The organism is Brevibacterium oceani (assembly GCF_013623835.1).
In the GTDB taxonomy this organism is placed as follows: domain Bacteria; phylum Actinomycetota; class Actinomycetes; order Actinomycetales; family Brevibacteriaceae; genus Brevibacterium; species Brevibacterium oceani.
In genome coordinates this window covers 46,581-67,080 of record NZ_JABKDE010000002.1, presented here as the reverse complement: position 1 = coordinate 67,080, position 20,500 = coordinate 46,581, and the positions used below count along the sequence as shown (strand labels likewise).

At 67.1% G+C, this 20,500-nt stretch carries 16 protein-coding genes and 1 tRNA gene; 7 read left to right on the top strand and 10 right to left on the bottom strand.

The features are described from left to right. Nucleotides 1-38 precede the first annotated feature (38 nt). Together HK401_RS03585 and HK401_RS03580 are read left to right on the top strand one after the other, a co-directional pair. Nucleotides 39-584, top strand: coding sequence for a hypothetical protein (locus HK401_RS03585; RefSeq protein ID WP_258233993.1), 546 nt, complete (start codon nt 39-41; stop codon nt 582-584). Continuing rightward, the gene (locus tag HK401_RS03580; protein ID WP_181273324.1) at nt 581-1,885 is read left to right on the top strand and encodes a polyprenyl synthetase family protein; all 1,305 of its coding nucleotides are present in this window, start codon (nt 581-583) and stop codon (nt 1,883-1,885) included. Before HK401_RS03585 ends, HK401_RS03580 begins: the two co-directional genes overlap by 4 nt. A 141-nt stretch (nt 1,886-2,026) precedes the next feature. Here HK401_RS03580 and HK401_RS03575 read toward each other — a convergent pair whose 3' ends face one another. Next, nucleotides 2,027-2,377 carry an Rv2175c family DNA-binding protein gene (locus tag HK401_RS03575; RefSeq protein ID WP_166972379.1) on the bottom strand — a complete coding sequence of 117 codons (351 nt, stop codon included), beginning with the start codon at nt 2,375-2,377 and terminating at the stop codon, nt 2,027-2,029. 130 nt (nt 2,378-2,507) lie between these two features. On the opposite strand from HK401_RS03575, the gene HK401_RS03570 reads away from it, so the two are divergent. After that, nucleotides 2,508-3,803, top strand: coding sequence for a lytic transglycosylase (locus tag HK401_RS03570; RefSeq protein WP_258233992.1), 1,296 nt, complete (start codon nt 2,508-2,510; stop codon nt 3,801-3,803). Then, entirely contained in the window at nt 3,800-5,959 is a 2,160-nt protein-coding gene (locus tag HK401_RS20975; protein WP_181273323.1) for a protein kinase domain-containing protein, read from the top strand. Before HK401_RS03570 ends, HK401_RS20975 begins: the two co-directional genes overlap by 4 nt. Before the next feature lie 209 nt (nt 5,960-6,168). Here the strand turns inward: HK401_RS20975 and HK401_RS03560 are convergent, their stop codons facing one another. Genes HK401_RS03560 through gcvH form a run of 4 tightly spaced genes read right to left on the bottom strand, consistent with a single transcriptional unit; the run spans nt 6,169 to nt 9,460 of the window. Then, nucleotides 6,169-7,563 carry a class II 3-deoxy-7-phosphoheptulonate synthase gene (locus tag HK401_RS03560; protein WP_181273322.1) on the bottom strand — a complete coding sequence of 465 codons (1,395 nt, stop codon included), beginning with the start codon at nt 7,561-7,563 and terminating at the stop codon, nt 6,169-6,171. Nucleotides 7,564-7,573: 10 nt separating this feature from the next. After that, nucleotides 7,574-8,059, bottom strand: coding sequence for a bifunctional nuclease family protein (locus HK401_RS03555; protein ID WP_181273321.1), 486 nt, complete (start codon nt 8,057-8,059; stop codon nt 7,574-7,576). Between the two features lie 10 nt (nt 8,060-8,069). Further along, nucleotides 8,070-9,056 carry an FHA domain-containing protein gene (locus HK401_RS21145; protein ID WP_181273320.1) on the bottom strand — a complete coding sequence of 329 codons (987 nt, stop codon included), beginning with the start codon at nt 9,054-9,056 and terminating at the stop codon, nt 8,070-8,072. After that, nucleotides 9,056-9,460, bottom strand: a complete 405-nt coding sequence (gene gcvH, locus HK401_RS03545; protein ID WP_181273319.1) for a glycine cleavage system protein GcvH — start codon at nt 9,458-9,460, stop codon at nt 9,056-9,058. Before gcvH ends, HK401_RS21145 begins: the two co-directional genes overlap by 1 nt. Before the next feature lie 230 nt (nt 9,461-9,690). Here gcvH and HK401_RS03540 point away from each other — a divergent pair. Continuing rightward, a tRNA-Pro gene (locus HK401_RS03540) sits at nt 9,691-9,764 on the top strand. Between the two features lie 171 nt (nt 9,765-9,935). Here the strand turns inward: HK401_RS03540 and HK401_RS20440 are convergent. The 5 genes from HK401_RS20440 to HK401_RS03520 all read right to left on the bottom strand — a co-directional run bounded on the left by HK401_RS20440 (nt 9,936) and on the right by HK401_RS03520 (nt 14,742). Then, entirely contained in the window at nt 9,936-10,388 is a 453-nt protein-coding gene (locus HK401_RS20440) for an MFS transporter (protein WP_219921712.1), read from the bottom strand. Beyond that, on the bottom strand, nt 10,304-11,164 hold the full coding sequence (locus tag HK401_RS03535; RefSeq protein ID WP_219921711.1) for an MFS transporter: 861 nt from the start codon (nt 11,162-11,164) through the stop codon (nt 10,304-10,306). Before HK401_RS03535 ends, HK401_RS20440 begins: the two co-directional genes overlap by 85 nt. After that, on the bottom strand, nt 11,161-12,552 hold the full coding sequence (locus HK401_RS03530) for a sodium:proton antiporter (RefSeq protein WP_181273318.1): 1,392 nt from the start codon (nt 12,550-12,552) through the stop codon (nt 11,161-11,163). Before HK401_RS03530 ends, HK401_RS03535 begins: the two co-directional genes overlap by 4 nt. A 225-nt stretch (nt 12,553-12,777) precedes the next feature. Next, nucleotides 12,778-13,443 (bottom strand): DedA family protein, encoded by a 666-nt coding sequence (locus tag HK401_RS03525; protein WP_258233990.1) that lies wholly within the window; start codon nt 13,441-13,443, stop codon nt 12,778-12,780. 84 nt (nt 13,444-13,527) lie between these two features. Beyond that, nucleotides 13,528-14,742: a metal-dependent hydrolase family protein gene (locus tag HK401_RS03520; protein WP_181273317.1), complete on the bottom strand. Its 1,215-nt coding sequence runs from the start codon at nt 14,740-14,742 to the stop codon at nt 13,528-13,530. A 218-nt stretch (nt 14,743-14,960) separates the two neighbouring features. Here HK401_RS03520 and HK401_RS03515 point away from each other — a divergent pair, with 218 nt between their 5' ends. Together HK401_RS03515 and HK401_RS20575 are read left to right on the top strand one after the other, a co-directional pair. Beyond that, the gene (locus tag HK401_RS03515; RefSeq protein WP_181273316.1) at nt 14,961-18,968 is read left to right on the top strand and encodes a Pls/PosA family non-ribosomal peptide synthetase; all 4,008 of its coding nucleotides are present in this window, start codon (nt 14,961-14,963) and stop codon (nt 18,966-18,968) included. Further along, the gene (locus tag HK401_RS20575; RefSeq protein ID WP_258233989.1) at nt 18,898-20,364 is read left to right on the top strand and encodes a M1 family metallopeptidase; all 1,467 of its coding nucleotides are present in this window, start codon (nt 18,898-18,900) and stop codon (nt 20,362-20,364) included. The genes HK401_RS03515 and HK401_RS20575 overlap by 71 nt, the downstream gene beginning before the upstream one ends. Nucleotides 20,365-20,500: the final 136 nt, after the last annotated feature.

The following is a 20,500-nucleotide window of genomic DNA, read 5'->3' as shown; positions in this document are numbered from 1 at the left end:
CTTTCGGCCCCGCAGAGCTCTCCGGGTATTCTTGAAGCATGGTATCGCGCACCGCTGTCATGACACTGCCCATCGCCGCCGCTCTCGCCCTCGCGGGGTGCTCCTCGGGCGATTCGGGCGCCGACGATTCGACCCCGAAGGCCGAGCAGAGCTCCGCCGCCGAGGCGACTCCGACGGAGACCCAGAGTGCATCCGCAGAGGCCTCGACCGATGCCACGGGATCCGATTCCGACACCTCGAACGACGTCAAGGACCTGCCTGACTACATCAAGCCGTACCCGAAGTCGGAGGTGCTCTCGGCCTCGGTCGTCAAGGCCCACAACGACAAGGATTCGAAGCTTCCCGAACAGGTCAGTCTCGTCGTCCGCGCGAAGGCCCATGCGAAGGACGTCTTCGAGTTCTACGAGAAGGAGCTCGGCAAGGCGAAGTTCGAGCCGCTCGGAGATGAGACGAAGACGAAGAGCGGACGCGTGGTCAACTTCACGAACACGGACAACGACAGCGTCCTGGTCGTCACGGTCGCCGAGGACTCCGAGGACAAGGCACAGTCGATCGTCACCGTCGGCGGAAACATCGCTTCATGACCTCGCACCATCCCCTGGGTCCGGGAGGGCCCTCCACCCCGTCCTCACGGCCGGTCGCCGAGCTCGACTCACCGCAGTCGATCGCCGCCGAGGTGTCCGCGCAGCTCGAAACCTTCCTCGCCGAGAAGGCCGCCCAGTTCGAGGCCATCTCCCCCGATGCTGCGGCGATCGGTGAGTCACTCACCGCTTTCACTCGCGGCGGCAAACGGATCCGTCCTGTCCTGCTGTGGTGGGGCTTTCAGCTCGCCGGCGGACGCGTGTCCGGAAGCGCCGATAGGTCCGCGAACCCCACGAGCCCCGTGAACCCCGCCGCCGGTCTCGCGCAGGCCGCAGGATCGCTCGAGCTGCTTCATGCCGCGGCACTCATCCATGACGATGTCATCGACCATTCCGACACCCGCCGCGGCCAGCCGTCCCTGCACCGCCAGTTCGAAGCCCGACATGGTCGGCAGGGTCTGCGCGGGGATGCCGAATCGTTCGGCGTCTCGGCCTCCATCGTCATCGGCGACATCTGTCTGGCGCTGAGCGAGGAGCTGTTCGAACGTGCGCAGGAGACGCTCGGCGGAAACACGCGTGCCCGCGAACTGCGGGGCACCGTCCGCCGCGATGTCATGGTCGGCCAGTACCTCGACGTGCTCGCCGAGGTGATCGCCCTCGACGATGACCGCATCGGCGAGCGGGCGTGGGAGGTGCTGAGCTTCAAATCAGCGAAGTACTCGGTCGAGCAGCCGCTCCTCCTCGGTGCGGCCCTGGCCGGAGCGGACGACGATCTGCTTGATGAGATCTCCGACTTCGGCCTGCCCCTCGGTCAGGCCTTCCAGCTGCGCGACGATGTGCTCGGGATCGCCGGCGACCCGCAGGCCACGGGCAAACCGGCAGGGGACGACATCCGCGAGGGAAAGCGAACCGTGCTCATCGCCGAGACCGTGGCCCGGATCTCGCCCGCGCAGTTCGATGTGCTCGCCTCCCGCTTGGGCGATCCGGATCTCACCGACGCCGAGGTGGCCGAATGCGTGGAGATGATCACCTCATCGGGCGGCCTGGCCGCCGTCGAGGCCTTCATCGAGGACAAGCACGCCCGCGCGCAGAATCTCGTCGACACTTGGGCAGCGGCAGGGACCGAGGCGGCAAGGCCCGGAGCAGCAGGGTCCGGGTGGGCGACAGAGACGTCCACGTCGGAACCGACGACCGCGTCGGCAGCCGATTCGGATCCGACCGCCACGGCGAGGGTCCGGATCGGAGCTCCCGCACAGGAGCGGTTGAAGGAGTTCGCGACGGCACTGAGCTACCGCACGAGCTGACCCGCTCCCCGACTCAGCACCGGGATCAGCACGGCCGGGTTCACATCACCGTGCGGAATTCCCACGCCTTGACTTCGCGCCGGGTCCCACTCAGAACGCGAGTGCCCCTCAGAACGCAGGGACCTCTCAGAACACGGCCCCTCAGAACGCGAGGGCCTGGGCGCGGCGCCTGACTTCCTTGCGATTGCCGGCGCGGAGCAGATCGATGGGGCGACCGGGCAGCGACTCATCGGGCGTGAAGAGCCAGATGATCGCCTCTTCGTCGTCGAACCCGGCGTCGTGGAGCGTGCTCAGTGTGCCCTTGAGCGGTGTGACGACCTCGCCGTCCTTGAAGAAGGCCAGGGGCACCTGCATCACCTTGGGCTTGCCGATCTTGATTCCGCAGATCGCGTCGTCTTCGAGCAGCCTCCGCACCTGGGAGATGCTCAGCCCGGTCAGTTCGGCGATGTCGGGCAGCGGGGCCCAGTCCTGGACGAGTTCTTCGGTATTCACGCCTCCAAGGGTAGCAATATTTGCCAGAAACACCCCGCCATGCGGGGCCGAATGCTCGGGTCGGCCGCGGGCAATCGCTAGGCTGGTGACCGTAGCTTCCCCATTCGACATGAAGTCAACAGGTGTACAGATGACACGACCGCGACGGAATCAGCAGACGCCCATCACGGCCGCTCCTGACATCCGCGCCGCCTCGAAGGTGAATTCGACCGGTCCGATCCCAGGAGCCGATCGCGTCGACCCCGAATCCGCCATCCCCACCGAGGCGACCGACCCTGTCGCCGCCGATTCAGATACGACCGACCCCCGCACCGAGGCGACCCGCGCCGGCGCTGCAGACGACGCGCCCGGCAGGGCGACAGGCACCACCCCCGACGGCATGCCCGGCACAGCAGCTGACGATGACCCGACGGCCGCCTCGGCGGGTTCGACCGTCCACCCGGAACCGACCGACGGCGCACCCGAAGCCGACCCACCCGAGACCGACCCGGCAGCCGCCTCGGCGAACCCTCCGACCGGGCCGCAGTGGATCTCGGGTACGGCGGGAGCGACGGTTCCGGTCACGCACGGCGGCCGCACGTACAAGGCGAAGCAGGGCGACACCCTCTACGGGGTCGCGAGCAAGCACGGAGTGTCCGTGCCGGCCCTGGCCGAACTCAACCGCATCTCGCCGCGGCAGAACCTCCACCAGGGGCAGGTGCTGTCCCTGCCGGAGAAGAACGACCTGCCCGATGAGGACCCCTCGCATGTCGTCGCACCCGGTGAGACACTGCAGGGCATCGCCGCCCGGCACGGCATCTCGGCCTCGACCCTGCGTCGGGCCAATGCGATGGGCGATGACTCGTATCTCACGGTCGGCGAGCTGCTTCTGCTGCGTCCGTCGACGGCACGCCCGCGCCGGGCCGCACCCGAACCGCCGCGCGACATCCCCCGAGTGGCTGCCAGTGCCCAGGTCGAGGGCATCCGTCCCTCGGTCCTCCACGCGGCCCGCCTCAACAAGTACACCCTGCTCCACCGCCGTCATCCGGCCCCGGCTCAGGCCAAGCTCATCGTCGCCCACGTCGCCGAGGAGCTCGGAGCCGATCCCGCACTCATGCAGGCTGTGGCCCACCAGGAATCGGGATTCCAGCACACGACGGTCTCGGCCGGCAACGCCATCGGCATCATGCAGGTCACCCCGCGTTCGGGTCGCTGGGCATCCGACATCGTCGGCCGCGGACTCGACCTGCTCGACATCGCCGACAACATCGTCGCCGGCACCGTCATCCTCGGCTGGCTCATCGAGACAGCCGAATCCGAGAACGAAGCACTGGCCGGGTACTACCAGGATCTGCGCTCGGTCCGCGCCGACGGTCTCCTGCCGGAGACCAAAGCCTTCGTCCGCACCGTGCAGCTCCAGCGCACCCGAATGCAGGAGGCCCTGTGAGCACCCGTCCTGATCCGCTCATCGGCACGGTGCTCAACGAGCGCTACCGGATCGATGCGAAGATCGCCCGCGGCGGCATGGCCATGGTCTATCGCGGCACCGATCTGCGCCTGGATCGCGAGATCGCGATCAAGGTCATGCACGAACACCTCATCTCCGATGACACATTCGTCGAACGCTTCCGCCGGGAGGCGATCAACGCCGGGCGGCTGACCCATCCGAACCTCGTGGCCATCCACGACCAGGCACGTGACGGCGACGTCGTCTACCTCGTCATGGAGCACCTGCCCTCGGTGACGCTGCGCCGCGAGCTCAAACACCGCGGCACCTTCACCCCGCGGCAGGCCATCGTCGTCCTCGACGCGATCCTCGCCGCCCTCGAGGCGGTGCACTCGACGGGCATCATCCACCGTGACCTCAAGCCCGACAATGTGCTGCTGGGCACCGATGGTCAGGTCAAGCTCGCCGACTTCGGGCTCGCCCGCGCGGTGACGACGGCGACGACGACGAAGACGCTCATCGGCACCGTCGGCTACGTCGCCCCCGAACTCGTCACCCGTGCCGGGGCCGACTCCCGCACCGACCTCTACACGGTCGGCATCATGTTCTACGAGATGCTCACCGGCACCCAGCCCTACACCGACGACGTGCCGATCCAGGTCGCCTACCGGCATGTCCATGACACGGTTCCGCCGCCCTCGGAGGTCGTGCCCCGGCTGAGTCCACGCCTCGACGCCCTCGTCCTGTGGGCGACGTCGAAGGAACCCGAGGACCGTCCCGCCGATGCCGCCCAGTTCCGCCTGGCACTGGCCGAGGCGCGAGCCGAGATGTCCGAAGCCGAACTCGACCTCGGCGACCCGGCGATCGCCGCCGGTGAGCACTCCCCCGTGCTCACCGCGAGCATCGACCTCGGCGAGGAGGTCCCGAAGGAGAGGAAGTCCCGGACCGACGAGATCCCGTACCTCGAGGGTGAGGACGACGAAACCGGCGCCGAGGCGGCCGATGACGACAGTGCCGACGCACCATCAGATGCGGCGGGAGGAGCCGGCGTCGCCGCTGGAGCCGGTGTCGCTGCCGCCGCTGCCGGAATCGGCGGCGTCACCGCCGCCGTGACCTCGGGCGACGAGTCGGAGAACGGCTCCCTCGACGATGACAGCGGTGACGATGAGGCCGGTGCCGGTGAGGCCGGCGTCGCGGCCGGAGCAGGCGCAGCCGGCGCTGCCTCGGGCAGCGGTTCAGGATCTGGGTCTGGATCAGGTTCCGGATCCGGTGGCGACGCGGCGGATCGGTCAGACGACGAATCGGACGACGATGACAAGACCGCGGTCGCGGCCGCCGCCGCACCCGCCTCGGCGAAGGCATCGAAGACACGCCGTCGCCGTCGTCGTGTGCTAGCCTCGCTCGTCGCGGTCGTGGCCGTCTTGGCTCTCGTGGCCTGGCTCGTCGTCGCGAACCTGCCTGAACCCACATCGATCGTGCCGGGCCAGCTGGCCGGCAAGAAAGTCGACGAAGTTACCTCGCAGCTCGAGGACAACGACCTCAAGGCCGAACCCAAGAAGGTCTTCGACGATTCCGTTCCGGCCGGTGAGGTCATCGGCACCGAACCGGTCAGCGGTTCCGAACTCGCCCCGGACTCAACGGTCACGGTCGTCGTGTCCAAGGGCGAGGAGAAGTTCGCCGTGCCCAAGCTCGAAGGACTCAGCAGGTCCGACGCCGAGGCGGCACTGAAGAAGGCGAACCTCGCCGTCGGCAAGGTCGACGAGAAGTACAGCGACTCGGTCGGCAACGACCAGATCATCTCAGCATCGAAGAGGCCCGGCGAGAAGCTGTCGAAGGGCGAGAAGATCGACCTCGTCGTCTCCAAGGGCGTGGCGCCGACACCGGTGCCCAATGTCGAGGGACTGACCTTCGACGCCGCCTATGCGACGCTGGCCAAGCGGGGATTCCGCGTCGGCAAGGACGAAGTGTTCTCCGATGACGTACCCAAGGGCAAGGTCGTCTCGCAGTTCCCGAAGAGCTCCGAAACGAAGCCGGCGAACTCCCTCATCATCGTCCGTGTCTCCAAAGGCAAGGAGAAGACGGATGATGACAAGAAGGACGAGAAGTCCAAGGACGACGACAAGAAGAAGGACGAGTCGAAGGACAAGAAGGACTGAGTCGTCCTGCTCCGGACGTGTCCTAGTCCGACTGTCTCCTGGGCCGACCGATGTCGGCTCAGCCCAGCAGATAAACCGGTGGCCCCGCAGTTGAACTGCGGGGCCACCGGTTTTGTCTCTGTTCGAACGTTTCGTTCAGCGCCCGAGTGACTCGCTCGGCTCGAGTGACTCGGTCGGCTCGATCGCTGCGAACTGCTCGAATGTGTCGTTCAGTTCCTGCGGGTGAGGTACTCCGCGACCTGGAACGCCATCTCCAGCGACTGATCGTGGTTGAGGCGGGGATCGACGAGGGTCTCGTAGCGACGACGCAGGCCTTCGTCGTCGATCTCCGTGGCGCCGCCCATGATCTCGGTGACGTCGTCGCCGGTGAGTTCGATGTGCAGGCCGCCGGGAATCGTGCCGGCCTCTCCGTGGGCGTTGAAGAACCCTTCGACTTCGGCCATGACGTCTTCGAACCGGCGGGTCTTGTAGCCGGTGTTCGAGGTGATCGTGTTCCCATGCATCGGATCGCAGACCCAGGTGACGTGCGGCAGCTGATCGCCGATGCCGGCGAGCAGCTTGGGCAGGGACTCACCGATCTGCCCGGCACCCATCCGCGTGACGAAGGTCAGGCGGCCGGGTTCGGCGTCCGGGTCGAGCTTCTCGGCCAACGCGAGGGCATCGTCAGCCGTGGCCGTGGGTCCGAGCTTCACACCGATCGGGTTGCGCACCTTGGACAGGAAGTCCACATGTGCCCCGTCGACCTCACGAGTGCGCTCACCGATCCACAGGAAGTGTCCGGAGACGTCGTAGGCATCACCGGTGCGCGAGTCGATGCGGGTCAGCGCGCGTTCGTACTCGAGCAGGAGCGCCTCGTGGGCGGCGTAGAACTCGGTGGTCTTGAGCGCATCGAAGTCGGCTCCGCAGGCATCCATGAAGCGGATGGCGCGGTCGATCTCGCGCGCGGTCTGCTCGTAGCGCTGGTAGCCGGGGTTCGATGCGAGGAAACCGCGGTTCCAGTCGTGGACGAAACGCAGATCCGCGAAGCCGCCCTGGGTGAAGGCGCGGATGAGATTGAGCGTCGAGGCGGACACGTGGTACGCCTTGAGCAGTCGTTCCGGGTCGTGGCGGCGGGACTCTTCGGTGAATTCGTAGCCGTTGACGATGTCGCCGCGGAACGACGGCAGGGTCACGCCGTCGCGGGTCTCCATATCGGCCGAACGAGGCTTGGCGAACTGACCTGCCATACGGCCGATCTTCACCACGGGCATCGAACCGCCGTAGGTGAGCACGGCCGCCATCTGCAGAACCGTCTGCACACGGGCACGGATCTTGTCCGCCTGCGCACCGTCGAAGGACTCGGCGCAGTCACCGCCGGCGAGGACGAATGCCTCTCCTCGCGAGGCGGCGGCGATGCGCTGCTTGAGCACATCGGCTTCGCCGGCGAAGACCAGAGGAGGTGAGGATCGCAGATCTGTGAGGACCGTCTCGAGCGCAGCGCCGTCGAGATACGTCGGCTGCTGCTTCGGGTCCATCTCACGCCAGTCGTCGAGACCGCGAAGATTGTCATTGCCGGCAGCGGCGATTTCTCTGTTGGACAGCACTGGATCGGTGTGGAGGCTCACTGTTTCGCTTTCATGGGTTCTCTGTTCCAGTCTCGAAGTCCTCGGCCGAGACGTTGTCGAGGAAGTCCCTGAACTGGGCGACTTCATCTTCGTCGGCTTCGGGAGCTTCGATGCCGGACTCTTCGAGCAGTTCTGAGTCGACGTACACGGGGCAGTGCGCGGTCAGCGCGAGCGTCACTGCATCCGAGGGGCGGGCGGAGATCGACTTCCCGTCGTTCGTATTCAGCTCGGCCAGGAAGATCTGACCGTCCTTGCCGGTGATCGTCACGTCATCGAGCTCGGCCTCGTACTTCGCGAGGACGTCGAGCAGAAGAGCATGTGCCATCGGCCGTGGAGGAGTCAGGCCCCGCTGTGCGATCGAGAGCGCATTGGCTTCGATCGCTCCCACCCAGATGGGCAGGTAGTAGGCGGGTTCGCTGGCTTTGAGCAGGAGGATCGGTTGGTTGGCGGGCATTTCGATGCGGACGCCGACAACCTCGACTTCGACTTTGGACATTTTCCCCCGGTCAGGAGCGCGGACGCTGCTGGAAGATCATACGGAACTTGCCGATCTGCACATCGGCGCCGTTCTGCAGTTCGATGGAATCGATGAGCTGCCGACCGACATAGGTGCCGTTGAGCGATCCGGTGTCGCGCAGAGTGAAGCCGCTGGGTGTGCGGATGAACTCGGCATGCTTGCGCGAGACGGTGACGTCGTCGAGGAAGATGTCCGCGTTCGGGCTGCGGCCCACGGTCACCACATCAGTGTCGAGCAGGATCTGTGAGCCCGAGTCCGGACCCGAGACGACGACGAGGAGAGCGTCGGCGTCCTGCAGACCGTCGAGGTCGGGCACCGGGTGGATCTCGCCGGTGTGCGGATCCAGAATTCCCTGGAACTGCTGGCTGCCCGAATCGCTCATCTGATCGTAGTTCCCTTCGACCGGTCCGCCCTGCGGCTGGCCCGACTGTGGCTGATTGGGGTCGGCCTGGCCGTTCTGACCGACGCCGTTCGAACCGTACTGCTGAGGGGCACCGCCCTGCTGTGCGTAGCCGCCGGGCTGGTTTCCCTGCTGGCCGTACGGTCCGGCGCCGTTGGAGCCGTACTGCGGCTGGCTATATCCCTGCGGCTGATACTGGCTGCCTTGCGGCTGGCTTCCCTGCTGGCCGTACTGCTGCTGACCCTGGCTGCCCTGACCGTTGCCCGCATAGGGCTGGCCGCCCTGCTGGGTGCCACCGTAGTTCTGACTCGCCTGCGGCGTGCCGCCGTAGCTCTGGCCGCCGCCGTATTGCGGTGCCTGCGGGGCATCGTTGCTCGGCTGACCGTAGGCCTGCGCGTTGCCCTGGCCGTTGTTGCCCTGGCCGTTCTGGTCGACCTGCTGGTTCACTCGGGTCGCCGAATCATCGTCGCCGTTGTTGTCGGCGCCGAACGGGAATTTCTTCGACTGCGGCACCTGGCCGTTGTCGTACCAGGGCTGCGAGGGGGCCGGACGATTCTGATCGTGATTCTGCGACATTACGCCTCCTCGCTCTCAATGAGCTCTTTGTACTGCTCGCTGTCCATCAGCGATTCCAGCTGTTCCGGTTCGCTGAGTTCGACAAGATACATCCACCCGTCTTCGAAGGGCGACGAATTCACTGTCTCCGGGGAGTCGTCGAGCGACTCGTTGACCTCGGTGATGGTCCCAGAGACGGGCGCAATGAGGTCGGACACGCTCTTCGTGCTCTCGACCTCACCACAGGACTCGCCTGCGGTGATCGCGTCACCCACGGCCGGAAGGTCGACATAGACGACATCGCCCAGCTGCTCCTGCGCGAAATGCGTGATGCCCACACGGACGACAGCGTTGTCACCCGTGGACGCAGCCCACTCATGGTCGCGCGAGTACCGGTAAGACACTGGATAATCCAGATCTGCCATGTCGACTCCTCTAGTTTGTCGGTGTACCAAGCATAGCCGCCTGGGCCACTTTCATAACAATCACGAAACGGAAATGTTACCGAGTCACCGGTCAGGCCCTGCCTGAGACCCGCTTCGTCGGTATCCACCTGGGATGATACCTGCTTTTCTAAGGTCACGGTACGTGGTTTTGGCACTTGGCCCGTCATCGGTATAAGCTGGTTCTCGTTGCCCACGAGGGAGTACGGTAACGGGCTATGGCGCAGCTTGGTAGCGCGCTTCACTGGGGGTGAAGAGGTCGTGGGTTCAAATCCCGCTAGCCCGACATTCCAATGTGTCGCGACATCGTTCCTTCAGTGACGCGGCACATTCTTCGTTTTCCCCGCAGGACCTTCCACACCTGACGATTCGGTCACGGAACCCTGGTTCGCGGATCGCCCGTCCACCCTGATTCCCGAAACGGGTCCCCCGAAACTCTGAATCCCAGCTGCCCGAATCAGCACGGCCTCCGTTCCGGTGAGTCGAGTCGGTGAGCGAAGATCACCGTGAGCACTCCGACGAGCGCGAGGATGCTCAGACCCCAGCGCAGACCCACCTCGGCGGCAATGACGCCCACCAGCGGACTGGTGCCGAGGAACCCCACGCGCATCAGCCAGTTCACAAGCGTCACTCCCCCGGCACGATCCACCCCGGACAGCCGTGCGGCGGCGCCGAGCGCGCCGGGCACCAGCGTCGCCGAACCGAAGCCGAGCGCTGCCATCGACGCCAACAGCAGAACCGGTTCGTGCGCGAGGACGGCGCCGACCCCACCCAAGGTGATGAGACCGCCGCCGAGGCGGGCGATGCGACCGGCCCCGAACCGTGTCACGAGCACGTCCCCAGTGAAGCGGCCGAGGCACTGAGAGCCGATGACGATGCTGAATGCGATCCCCGCCGAGGCGGCCGGCACGTCTGCGAAATCGACGGCGGCCAGCCCCGCCCAGTTGTTCGCGATGTCCTCGACGGCCGACCCGCAGATCGCGATGATCGCCAACGGCAGCGCCGCGAGGAGGACGACCCGCTTCGACCGCCGTGCACCCGAGCCGTCAGCGCACTCGGCCGCTGAGCCGTCCGCGGCCCCCCCGTCTGTCCGGAATCCGCATCGGCCACGCGCCGAGGTGACGCTGCGTCACCGATGAGCCGCCGTCCGATCAGTGTGAGGACGACCGCAGCGACCGCCATCGCGGCCAGCCACACGCGCGTGTCGGCACCCGAACTCGCGGCAGCCGTGGCGGCCGCACCGCTGAGCAGTCCGCCGAGGCTCCACAGCGCATGCATCGAGGACAGGATGGTTCGGCCGAGCCGATCCTGCACGGTGATGCCGACGACGTTCTGCGCGACGTCGACGATCGCATCGCAGCAGCCGAGCAGGAGCAGGCAGATCGCCATTATCACGCCGTTGACCGACCATGCGGTCGCGGCGGCCGCCAGGCCGAGCATGACGGTGCCGCCGATGACGACCCGGTCCGCTCCGAAGCGCGCGATGAGCGCCGCTGGCAGCGCCGAGGACAGCAGGGATCCTGCGGCGAAGCAGGCGACGACGAGTCCGAACTGCCAGGAACTCAGTCCGAGACGGTCCACCAGCAGCGGATACCACGGCAGGAGCGCGGCATAGATCGCGCCGTTGCCGGCGAACCAGAGCCCGACACCGGCGGCCGCCCGCGGACCCGTACCGCCGGACCTCATGTCCCGGACGGCGCCTTCGCCGCGCGCAGGTCCCGACCGGCCTGGCCGAGGATGAGCAGGGCGAGCAGCACTCCGACCAGGCTCAGCCACAGGCCTTCGGTCATGAAGATGAGCACCATCGCTGCGAGCACCGGCACAAGGCGACGCAGCGACCACCACACGTAGCCGCCGAAGCTGGGCATGGCGACATTCGCCGAATCGGCCACGGACTTGACCATGAAGTTCGGCCCGTTGCCGATATACGTGATCGCTCCTCCCATCACCGCACCGAGTGAGACGGCGATGAGCAGCGCCTCGGCGACTCCGGCGACTCGCGGCTCGCCGGGGACCTGGGCGGCCATCTCGAAGAACGTGACGTAGGTCGGGGCGTTGTCGAGGACGGAGGAGAGTCCGCCCGTGAAGACGAACAGCGAGATCTCGCCCAGAGGAATCTTATGGGCGACCTGGCCGAGGTAGGCCAGCGCAGGCATCATCGTGAGGAAGATGCCGATGAAGAGCGCCCCCACTTCGAGGATCGGCGTCCACGTGAACTTGTTGAGGTTGAAGCGGGCGCCTCGGTCGCCGAAGAGGAACGAGGTCATCGCGGAGGCGAGCATGACGAGTTCGCGCCAGGGCACATAGTCGGCGAAGCTCGCGTGACCGGTCTCGATCGCGTGGGCGTCGACGGAGGGGATGAAGGCGACCGCGATGATGATGATCGCGAGGAACACGAGGCCGCTGGCTCCGCGCAGGCCCAGCTTCGTCGCGTATTCGGCGTCCTTCGCCAGCGCCTCGGCCGGTTCCTTCGCGTACATCTTCGAATCGAGCGCATAGAAGGAGACGAGCAGCAGCGCGTTGACGAACAGCCAGTACGGCCACAGCCCGAACGTCCATTCGAAGGGCACCCCGCGCAGCATTCCGAGGAACAGCGGCGGGTCGCCCAGCGGGGTGAGCAGGCCGCCGCAGTTGGCGACGATGAAGATCGTGTAGATGACGGTGTGTGTCCGGTGGGTGCGGTCCTGGTTCGTGTTGAGGATCGGGCGGATGAGCAGCATCGCCGCGCCGGTGGTGCCGATGAAAGAGGCGAGCACTCCCCCGACGGCGAGGAAGATCGTGTTGTTCTTCGGCGTGGCCTTGATGTCGCCGACGAGGAAGATTCCGCCCGAGGCGACGAAGAGGCTGCCGATGAGGACGATGAACTGGAAGTATTCGAGGAGCGCATGGGCGACGGTGCCGCCTTCTCCGCCGAGGAGGAACCACACCGCAATGGGGACGCCGAGGAGGAGGGCGACGATGAGTTTGACGAGGTTGCGGTCCCAGATCTTCTCCGTGGCCGGGATCAGCGGGAGCACTGCGATGCACCCGAGCAGAAGCACGAACGGAATGATGCTCCACCAGGCCACGACCATGCGGGCCCTCCTTCACTGACTGTCGACGGGCGCACCCGTCGTGTCGACTCTGACCGAATCCGACTCTACTGGACCGCTGCGACGGTCGACGGAGCGGGCCTGCCGGAGCGAGTCGGCCAGGTGGACGAGACCTTCGCAGAGGCGGCCCAGCCCGCAGGTGGTGTCCCCGCAGGTGATGTCTTCGCCGGCGGCATCCTCGCCGAGGCGGGGCTCAGCTGACGGAGATCAGGCCTCGGTGGTCTTCGCGTCCGTCCGGGACTCATCCGCGCGGACACCGTGAGTAGAGGTCCCGTCCATCAGGGTCCCGTCTATCAGGGTCCCGTTCGTACGGGACCCACCATTGTGGGCAGACCCGGTGTGGGCAGACCCGGTGTCGTCGCCGAGCGCCGGCTCGGTCTCTGCCCCATCGGTCTCCTCGGCGGAGGCTCTCGGCTTCTTCAGCCCGATGACGAGGCCTGCGATGGCGAGAACGAAGCACACGGCGACTCCGATGGTCAGCCCCGGTGCGGCCTGATACCCGGCTGCCAGAGCCTTGAAGCCGATGAGGCCGACGGTCGAGTAGATCGTCGCCCACATCGCGCCGCCGACGGCGAGCGCCGGAATGTACCTGCGGTAGCTCATCCCCGTCGTGCCGGCGGCGAGGTTGAGCACCGTCTGGACTCCGATCATGATGAAGCTCACCGCGATCACGGGAGCTCCGAACCGTTCGATCATGCTCTCGGCCTTGCGGTACTTCGGTCCCGACATGAGGCGATCGACGCGTTCGATCTTGCGGATGCCTGTGCGCGCCAGGCGTCCGAGCAGAAAGGTTCCGCCGGCACGGGCAAGGATGATGCCGAACAGGATCAGCCAGGTGACAGCGATCGGGAACGACCACTCGAGCGGGTTCATCGTGGGTGTGCACTCCTCTTGTCTGTACCCGCCCATCATAACCTGCTGAGGTTAGGTTTCCCTCACCGGCGCCGCTGTCTCACCTCAGACGAGTTCTCCTCCGAGGTAGACCGCGTCCACCCGGTTCTCGATGCCGCGGACGTCGGCCGTGCGCAGGTCCCCACCCACGACGACGAGGTCGGCAAGACCGCCCTCACCGAGGTGGCCCACCCGATCATCGTCGAGCACGCGGGCGGCCACCGCGGTGCCGGCGGCGAGAGCCTCGACCGTTGAGAGCCCCACTTCGGCGAGGAGGCTGATCTCCTCGAGGTTCTCCCCGTGCGGGCCGACTCCGGCATCGGTGCCCAGAGCGATCGGCACGCCTGCCTCGTGGGCCCGGGCGATCGATTCCCGGTGGGCCTCGACCACACGGTGGGCCTTGTCCACGACGGACGGCGGCAGGCCGGCCCCCGCCTCGGCGGCCTTGATGACTGCCTGCGGGGCCTGCAGGGTCGGGACGAGGTAGGTGCCGTGTTCGAGCATGAGGTCGATGGCCTCCTCGTCGAGGAAGATGCCGTGCTCGATCGAACGGACACCGGCGCGCACGGCGTTCTTGATCCCCGGTGCGCCCTGGGCGTGGGACATGACATGGGCGCCTTGGGCGGCCGCCTCGGCGACGATGACGGCGATCTCGGCCTCGGTGAACTGGGAGTGCCGGGGGTCGTCCCGGGGTGAGAGCACACCGCCGGTGGAGCAGATCTTGATGTGGTCGGCGCCTGCCCGCAGCAGCTCGCGGGTCTTCCGCTGGACGCCTTCGAGCCCGTCGGCCACGCCTGAGGGGCGGCCCGGGTGGGGCGAGAGGAACGGGGATTCGGCGCCGGAGACGAGGTGGAAGTCCCCGTGCCCGCCCGTCTGGGACATGATGTTGACCGCGATCGACAGGCGCGGGCCCCGCACGATTCCGGTCTCCACGGCGACCTTGGCTCCGAGGTCGGTGCCTCCGGCGTCGCGCACCGTGGTCACTCCGCCCTTGAGGGTGGCCTCCATATGGGCGACCGAGTTGTAGAACTGCAGCGAGAACGGGTCGTGGAAGTTCGAGGTGGATGCGGCTCCCGAACTCGTCAGGTGCACGTGGCAGTCGATGACGCCGGGGATGATCGTCTTGCCCGAGCAGTCGACGAAGTCGTCCCCGGCGTCGTGCGAGCCCTGACCGCCTTCCGTCACCGAGGCGACCCGGCCGGAGTCGATGACGACGTCGCGGGTGCCGGGGAGGAAGCGGGTGCCGTCGAAGACGGTGGCGTGGGACAGGACGGTGGACATGGGGCGGACTCCTCATCATGGACGATCAGCTGGCGGTCGGTGCCGGTGCGGCATCGGCTCGTCCTTCACATCTATCACGGACGGACACCGATGACGAGAGGCGCGAGGTCCGTCCGTGACCTCTGTTCATGTTCACGACACCTTCACAGGCTATGGTCACCGGCGATGTCAGTCGGCGGCGCCCGCCGCGGACTGTTCCCGATCGACCCGGAAGACACGTGAGAGACTACGCACCGCAGTTCCCAGCACCCCCTCGACCTCGTGAGGACCGCACCCTCATCGACGTCCTCTCGGAGACCGCCGGCGATCATCCCGATCAGCCCGCCCTCGACGACGGCACCCGCGTGCTCAGCTATCGCGAGCTCGTCATCGCCATCCGCGACCTCGCCCTGCACATGGCCGAGGCCGGCATCGGTCCCGGTGACAAGGTCGGCATCCGTGTTCCCTCGGGCTCGGTCGATCTGTACCTGGCGATCCTCGCCACCCTCATGCTCGGCGCCGCATACGTTCCCGTCGACGTCGACGATCCCGATGAGCGGGCCCGCACCGTATTCGCCGAGGCGGCCGTGACCGGAGTCATCACCGCCGGGTCCCGCATCGAATCCCGGAACGACCGCGGACCGCTGGAGCGTTCGCAGCTGCGTTCCCCCACACCCGACGACGACTGCTGGGTGATCTTCACCTCCGGTTCGACGGGCACCCCGAAGGGTGTGGCCGTGACTCATCGCAGCGCCGCGGCCTTCGTCGACGCCGAGGCCGCTCTGTTCTGCCGGCCGGAACCGCTGGGCCCCGGGGACCGGGTGCTCGCGGGCCTGTCCGTGGCCTTCGACGCCAGCTGCGAGGAGATGTGGCTGGCGTGGCGCAGCGGCGCCTGCCTCGTGCCCGCCCCACGCGCCCTCGTGAAGTCCGGAATGGATCTGGGGCCGTGGCTGTCCTCACGGCAGATCACCGTCGTCTCGACCGTGCCGACCCTGGCCGCCCTGTGGCCGGCCGAGAGTCTCGCCAACGTCCGGCTGCTCATCTTCGGCGGCGAGGCCTGTCCCCCGGAGCTCGGCCGGAGGCTGAGCGATGATGACCGTGAGGTGTGGAACACGTACGGGCCCACCGAGGCCACCGTCGTCGCATGCGCGGCCATGCTCGACGGTTCCGACCCGGTGCGCATCGGGTTGCCGCTGACGGGTTGGGCTCTGGCCGTCGTCGATGCCGATGGTGTTCCCGTGTCCGAAGGCGAGACCGGAGAGCTCATCATCGGCGGGGTCGGGCTGGCCCGCTATCTCGACCCGGCCAAGGATGCCGAGAAGTTCGCTCCCATACCCACTCTCGGCTGGGAGCGGGCCTACCGGTCCGGAGACCTCGTGGTCAACGACCCCGAAGGGCTGGTCTTCGTCGGCCGTGCCGATGAGCAGATCAAGCTCGGGGGCCGACGCATCGAACTCGGTGAGATCGATGCCGCTCTGCAGGCGCTGCCCGGCGTCGAAGGGGCCGCGGCCGCGGTGAAGACGACTCCGGCGGGCACGGACATCCTCATCGGCTACCTCGCCCTCGGTGGCTCGGGCAGTGACGGTGCCGGACCCGGAGCCGAAGTCAGTATCGGAGCCGACGCCGGCGAATCCGACATCCCCGGTTGGGAGGCTCGGCTGCGCGAGGAGCTTCCAGCCGCTCTCGTGCCCCGGCTCGCCCTCGTCGACGAACTGCCGACGAAGACCTCGGGCAAGGTCGACCGCAACGCACTGCCCTGGCCACTCGACGACGGCGATGAGTCAGCCGGAACCGAAGAGACCTTCGATGAGGACACCGACTGGGTCGCACAGCAGTGGGCCGCCGTCCTCGGTGCCCGGCCCGGCAGCGACACGGACTTCTTCACCGCGGGCGGCGGATCGCTTGCCGCCGCCCAGCTGGTCTCCCGCCTGCGCACCCGCCATCCCAGCGTCACCGTCGGCGACATCTACGCACACCCGCGCTTTACCGCTCTGGCCCGGCTCTGCCTCGGCGAGGAAGGATCGGGGATCGGCCCCACGGGACCCAGACGCACGATCGGACGCACCTCACGGGGGATGCAGATCTTCCAGGTCCTGCTCGGGATTCCGGTGCATATCCTCGGCGGGGTCCGCTGGGTCGTGCTCGCGATGCTCGCAGCCAACCTCGGCGTCGGTCTGGGTGCGGATCTGCCGTTCACGCCGTGGCCGGTCGTCATCGTCCTCTTCCTTCTCTTCGTCACCGCGTGGGGACGGATGCTCATCGCGGCAGGAGCCGCGCGGCTGCTCATGACCGGCATCCGACCCGGTGCCTATCCGCGGTCGGGGTGGGTGCACAAGCGGCTGTGGCTGGCCGAGCACATCGCCGACCTCGCCGCGGCTGTCTCGGTGGCGAGCGCACCCTGGGTGACCTGGTATGCGAAGCTGCTGGGCAATCGGATCGGGGCCGATGCCGACCTGCATTCGGCACCGCCGGTGACCGGTTTCCTCACCCTCGGCGAAGGGGCCGCCGTCGAACCCGAGGTCGACCTCAAGGGCTGGTGGGTCGATGGGGATCTGCTGCGCATCGGCCGCATCGACATCCGCAGCGGCGCCACCGTCGGTGCACGCTCGACGCTCATGCCCGGCGCCGAGGTGGGGACCGGGGCCCTCGTCGAAGCCGGCTCAGCGGTGACCGGGTCAGTGAGGAAGAAACAGATCTATTCGGGTTCCCCAGCCGTGCGGGTCGGGAAGGCGAAGAAGGCGTGGCCCGATCCCCCGCCGAGGCGACGCCTGCCGTTCCTGTTCTATGCCGCCGGCTCCCAGCTCAACGCGGCGCTTCCCTACCTGGCGGTGATTCCGGGGCTCGCACTCATGCTCGGCGTATCGGGTGTTGAGGTCCTCGAGTCGCCGTGGCTGCTCCTGGCGTGGTCGCCGGCGCTGGCGTGCCTGTGGTTCATCATCACGGCGCTGCTCATCCTCGCCTCCGTCCGGATCCTCGCGATCGGGATGGAGGAGGGAGAGTTCCCCGTCCGCTCGGCGCGTGGGTATCGGGTGTGGGCGACGGAGCGGCTGCTCGACCTGGCACGTGATCTGCTCTTCCCGCTCTATGCCTCGATGCTCACCCCGACTTGGCTGCGGCTGCTCGGGGCGAAGGTGGGGCCGGGCACGGAGATCTCGACGGTCGTGTTCGTGCCGAGAATGACGACGATCGCTGCCGGGGCCTTCCTCGCCGATGACACCATGGTCGCCAGCTACGAACTCGGACACGGATGGATGCGGGCCGGTCGTGCGAAGGTCGGCAAACGCGCGTTCCTCGGGAATTCGGGCATCGCCTCACAGGGTCGGAGGGTGCCGAAGAACGCCTTGGTCGCCGTCCTGTCGGCGGCCCCGGCGAAGGCGAAGAAGGGCTCGTCGTGGCTCGGGTCTCCCCCGGTGCAGCTGCGTCGTGCCGCCGTCGAATCCGATGAGTCGCTGACCTATGCCCCGACCGTCGGAGTGAAGGCGGCCCGCGGGTTCTGGGAGACGCTGCGGATCACCTCGGTGATTGCCGGCGGTGTCCTCATCACGGCGGTCGTGCTCACGATCTGGTTCCTGCTCGGCCTGCCCGGCGGGGTGGCGGCGGAGGCCACGGGATTCGTCGCCTCGGTCGCCCTCGCCCTGCTCACCTCTGGGGTCGTGATGATGGCCGCGGGTGCGGTGGCGGCGGGACTGGCCGTGGCCGCGAAGTGGATCCTCGTCGGTCGCATCTCCGCCTGGGAGCATCCGCTGTGGTCGTCGTTCATCTGGCGCAACGAGGTCGCCGACTGCTTCGTCGAGCTCGTGGCTGCTCCGTGGTTCACCCGCAACGCCGTGGGAACACCCGCGATCGTGTGGTATCTGCGGGCGATGGGGGCGAGGATCGGGCACGGCGTGTGGTGTGAGAGCTACTGGCTGCCGGAGACCGACCTCGTCCGCCTCGGCGACAATTCGACGATCAATCGCGGCTGCGTCGTGCAGACGCACCTCTTCCACGATCGGGTGATGAGTCTCGATGACGTCGAACTCGAACCCGGCGCCACGCTGGGACCCAACAGCGTCGTCCTGCCCGCTTCGACACTGGGCGAGAACGCGACGGTCGGGGCCACCTCGTTGGTCATGCGCGGAGAATACGTCCCGGCACATGCGTATTTCAGCGGGAATCCTGTCATACCCTGGGTGGATGCCCCAGAACTTCCCACACTCGAGCACGAAGGGCGCGACGATGCTGTCCCACAGCGGTCACACGCTTGATCCCTACACGCCCGGAGTCGGCAGCGCCGATCTGAGCATCGACCACTACGACCTCGATCTCGACTATCGGATCGGGCCGAACCGGCTCTCAGGCAGAGCGGTGCTCACCGGTCGGGTGCTGACCGAGACGAAGTCGATCGTCCTCGATCTCACGGGGCTGCGGGTGAGCAAGGCCAGCGTCAACGGGACGAAGGTCCGGTTCTCGGCCCGGGGGATGAAGCTGCGGCTGACGACGTCGCAGCTGAGCAAGGACCAGCCTGTGCGCATCGACATCAGCTATGCGGGCAATCCGCAGCCGGCGATCGGCACGTGGGGCGACATCGGGTGGGAGGAGCTCGAGGACGGGGTGCTCGTGGCCGGCCAGCCGGTCGGGGCGTCGACGTGGTTCCCGTGCAATGATCACCCCTCGGACAAGGCGAAGTACCGCATCAGGGTGCTCGTCGAGAGCGAGTACACGGTCGTGTCCAACGGCGCACTGACGGAGAAGGTGCGCAAGGCCGGCCGCACACAGTGGACATATGAGTCGACGACTCCCCTGGCGACGTATCTGGCCACGGTGCAGATCGGCCGGTACCGCAACGGCGCGATTCCCGTGAGTTCGGGGGGTTCGGGGGTCGGAGCCGCGGTGCTCGGTGCCGCGAAGGATGCTGTTGCGGGTTCGGCCAAGGATGCCGTGGCGAGTGCGTTGAAGGGTGCCGGCAAAGATGAGCCGGCCGAGTCTCCGGTCCCGCTCGGACTCTATGCCGACGATCATTGGGATGCGGCGCTGGGCCGGCTCGGCGTGCAGCACGGGATGATGAACCTGTTCATCGACCGTTTCGGACCGTATCCGTTCGATCTCTACGACGTGGTCGTGACCGATGATGAGCTCGAGATCCCCCTCGAGTCGCAGCCGCTGTCCGTGCTCGGTCCCAATCATCTGGGCAACGACTGGGAGGCCGAGCGCCTCGTCGCCCACGAGATGGCTCACCAGTGGTTCGGCAATTCGCTGACCCCGTCGCGGTGGCAGGACATCTGGCTCAATGAAGGCTTCGCCTGCTACGCCGAGTGGCTGTGGTCGGAGGAGTCGGGTCGGGCGACCGCGCACGAACGTGCCGAGGAATGGTGGGAGGATCTGGCCGCTCAGCCGCAGGATATCCTGCTCGGTGATCCGGGCGGACCCGACATGTTCGACGATCGCGTGTACAAGCGCGGGGCGCTGTGCCTGCACGCCCTGCGCCGGGAGATCGGAGATGCCGACTTCTTCGCGAGCCTCGGTGAGTGGACGACGAAGCACCGTCATTCATCGGTGAGCACCGAGGACTTCATCGCCTGCGTCTCCCAGGTGGCCGGACGCGATATCGCCGAGGTGGTCCGTCCCTGGCTCGACGAGTTCGAACTCCCGCCGCTGCCGTAGGGGATTTGCGGGCCGGCTGCACGGGCCCGGTCGGTGGCATCGGTCCGGTTCGTGTCGCCGATTCCTGCACTGGTTGCTGGCCAACGGACCGGGCACGGATGTATGTCAGCGGGCCGTTCGCCGACGAGTCGCCGCG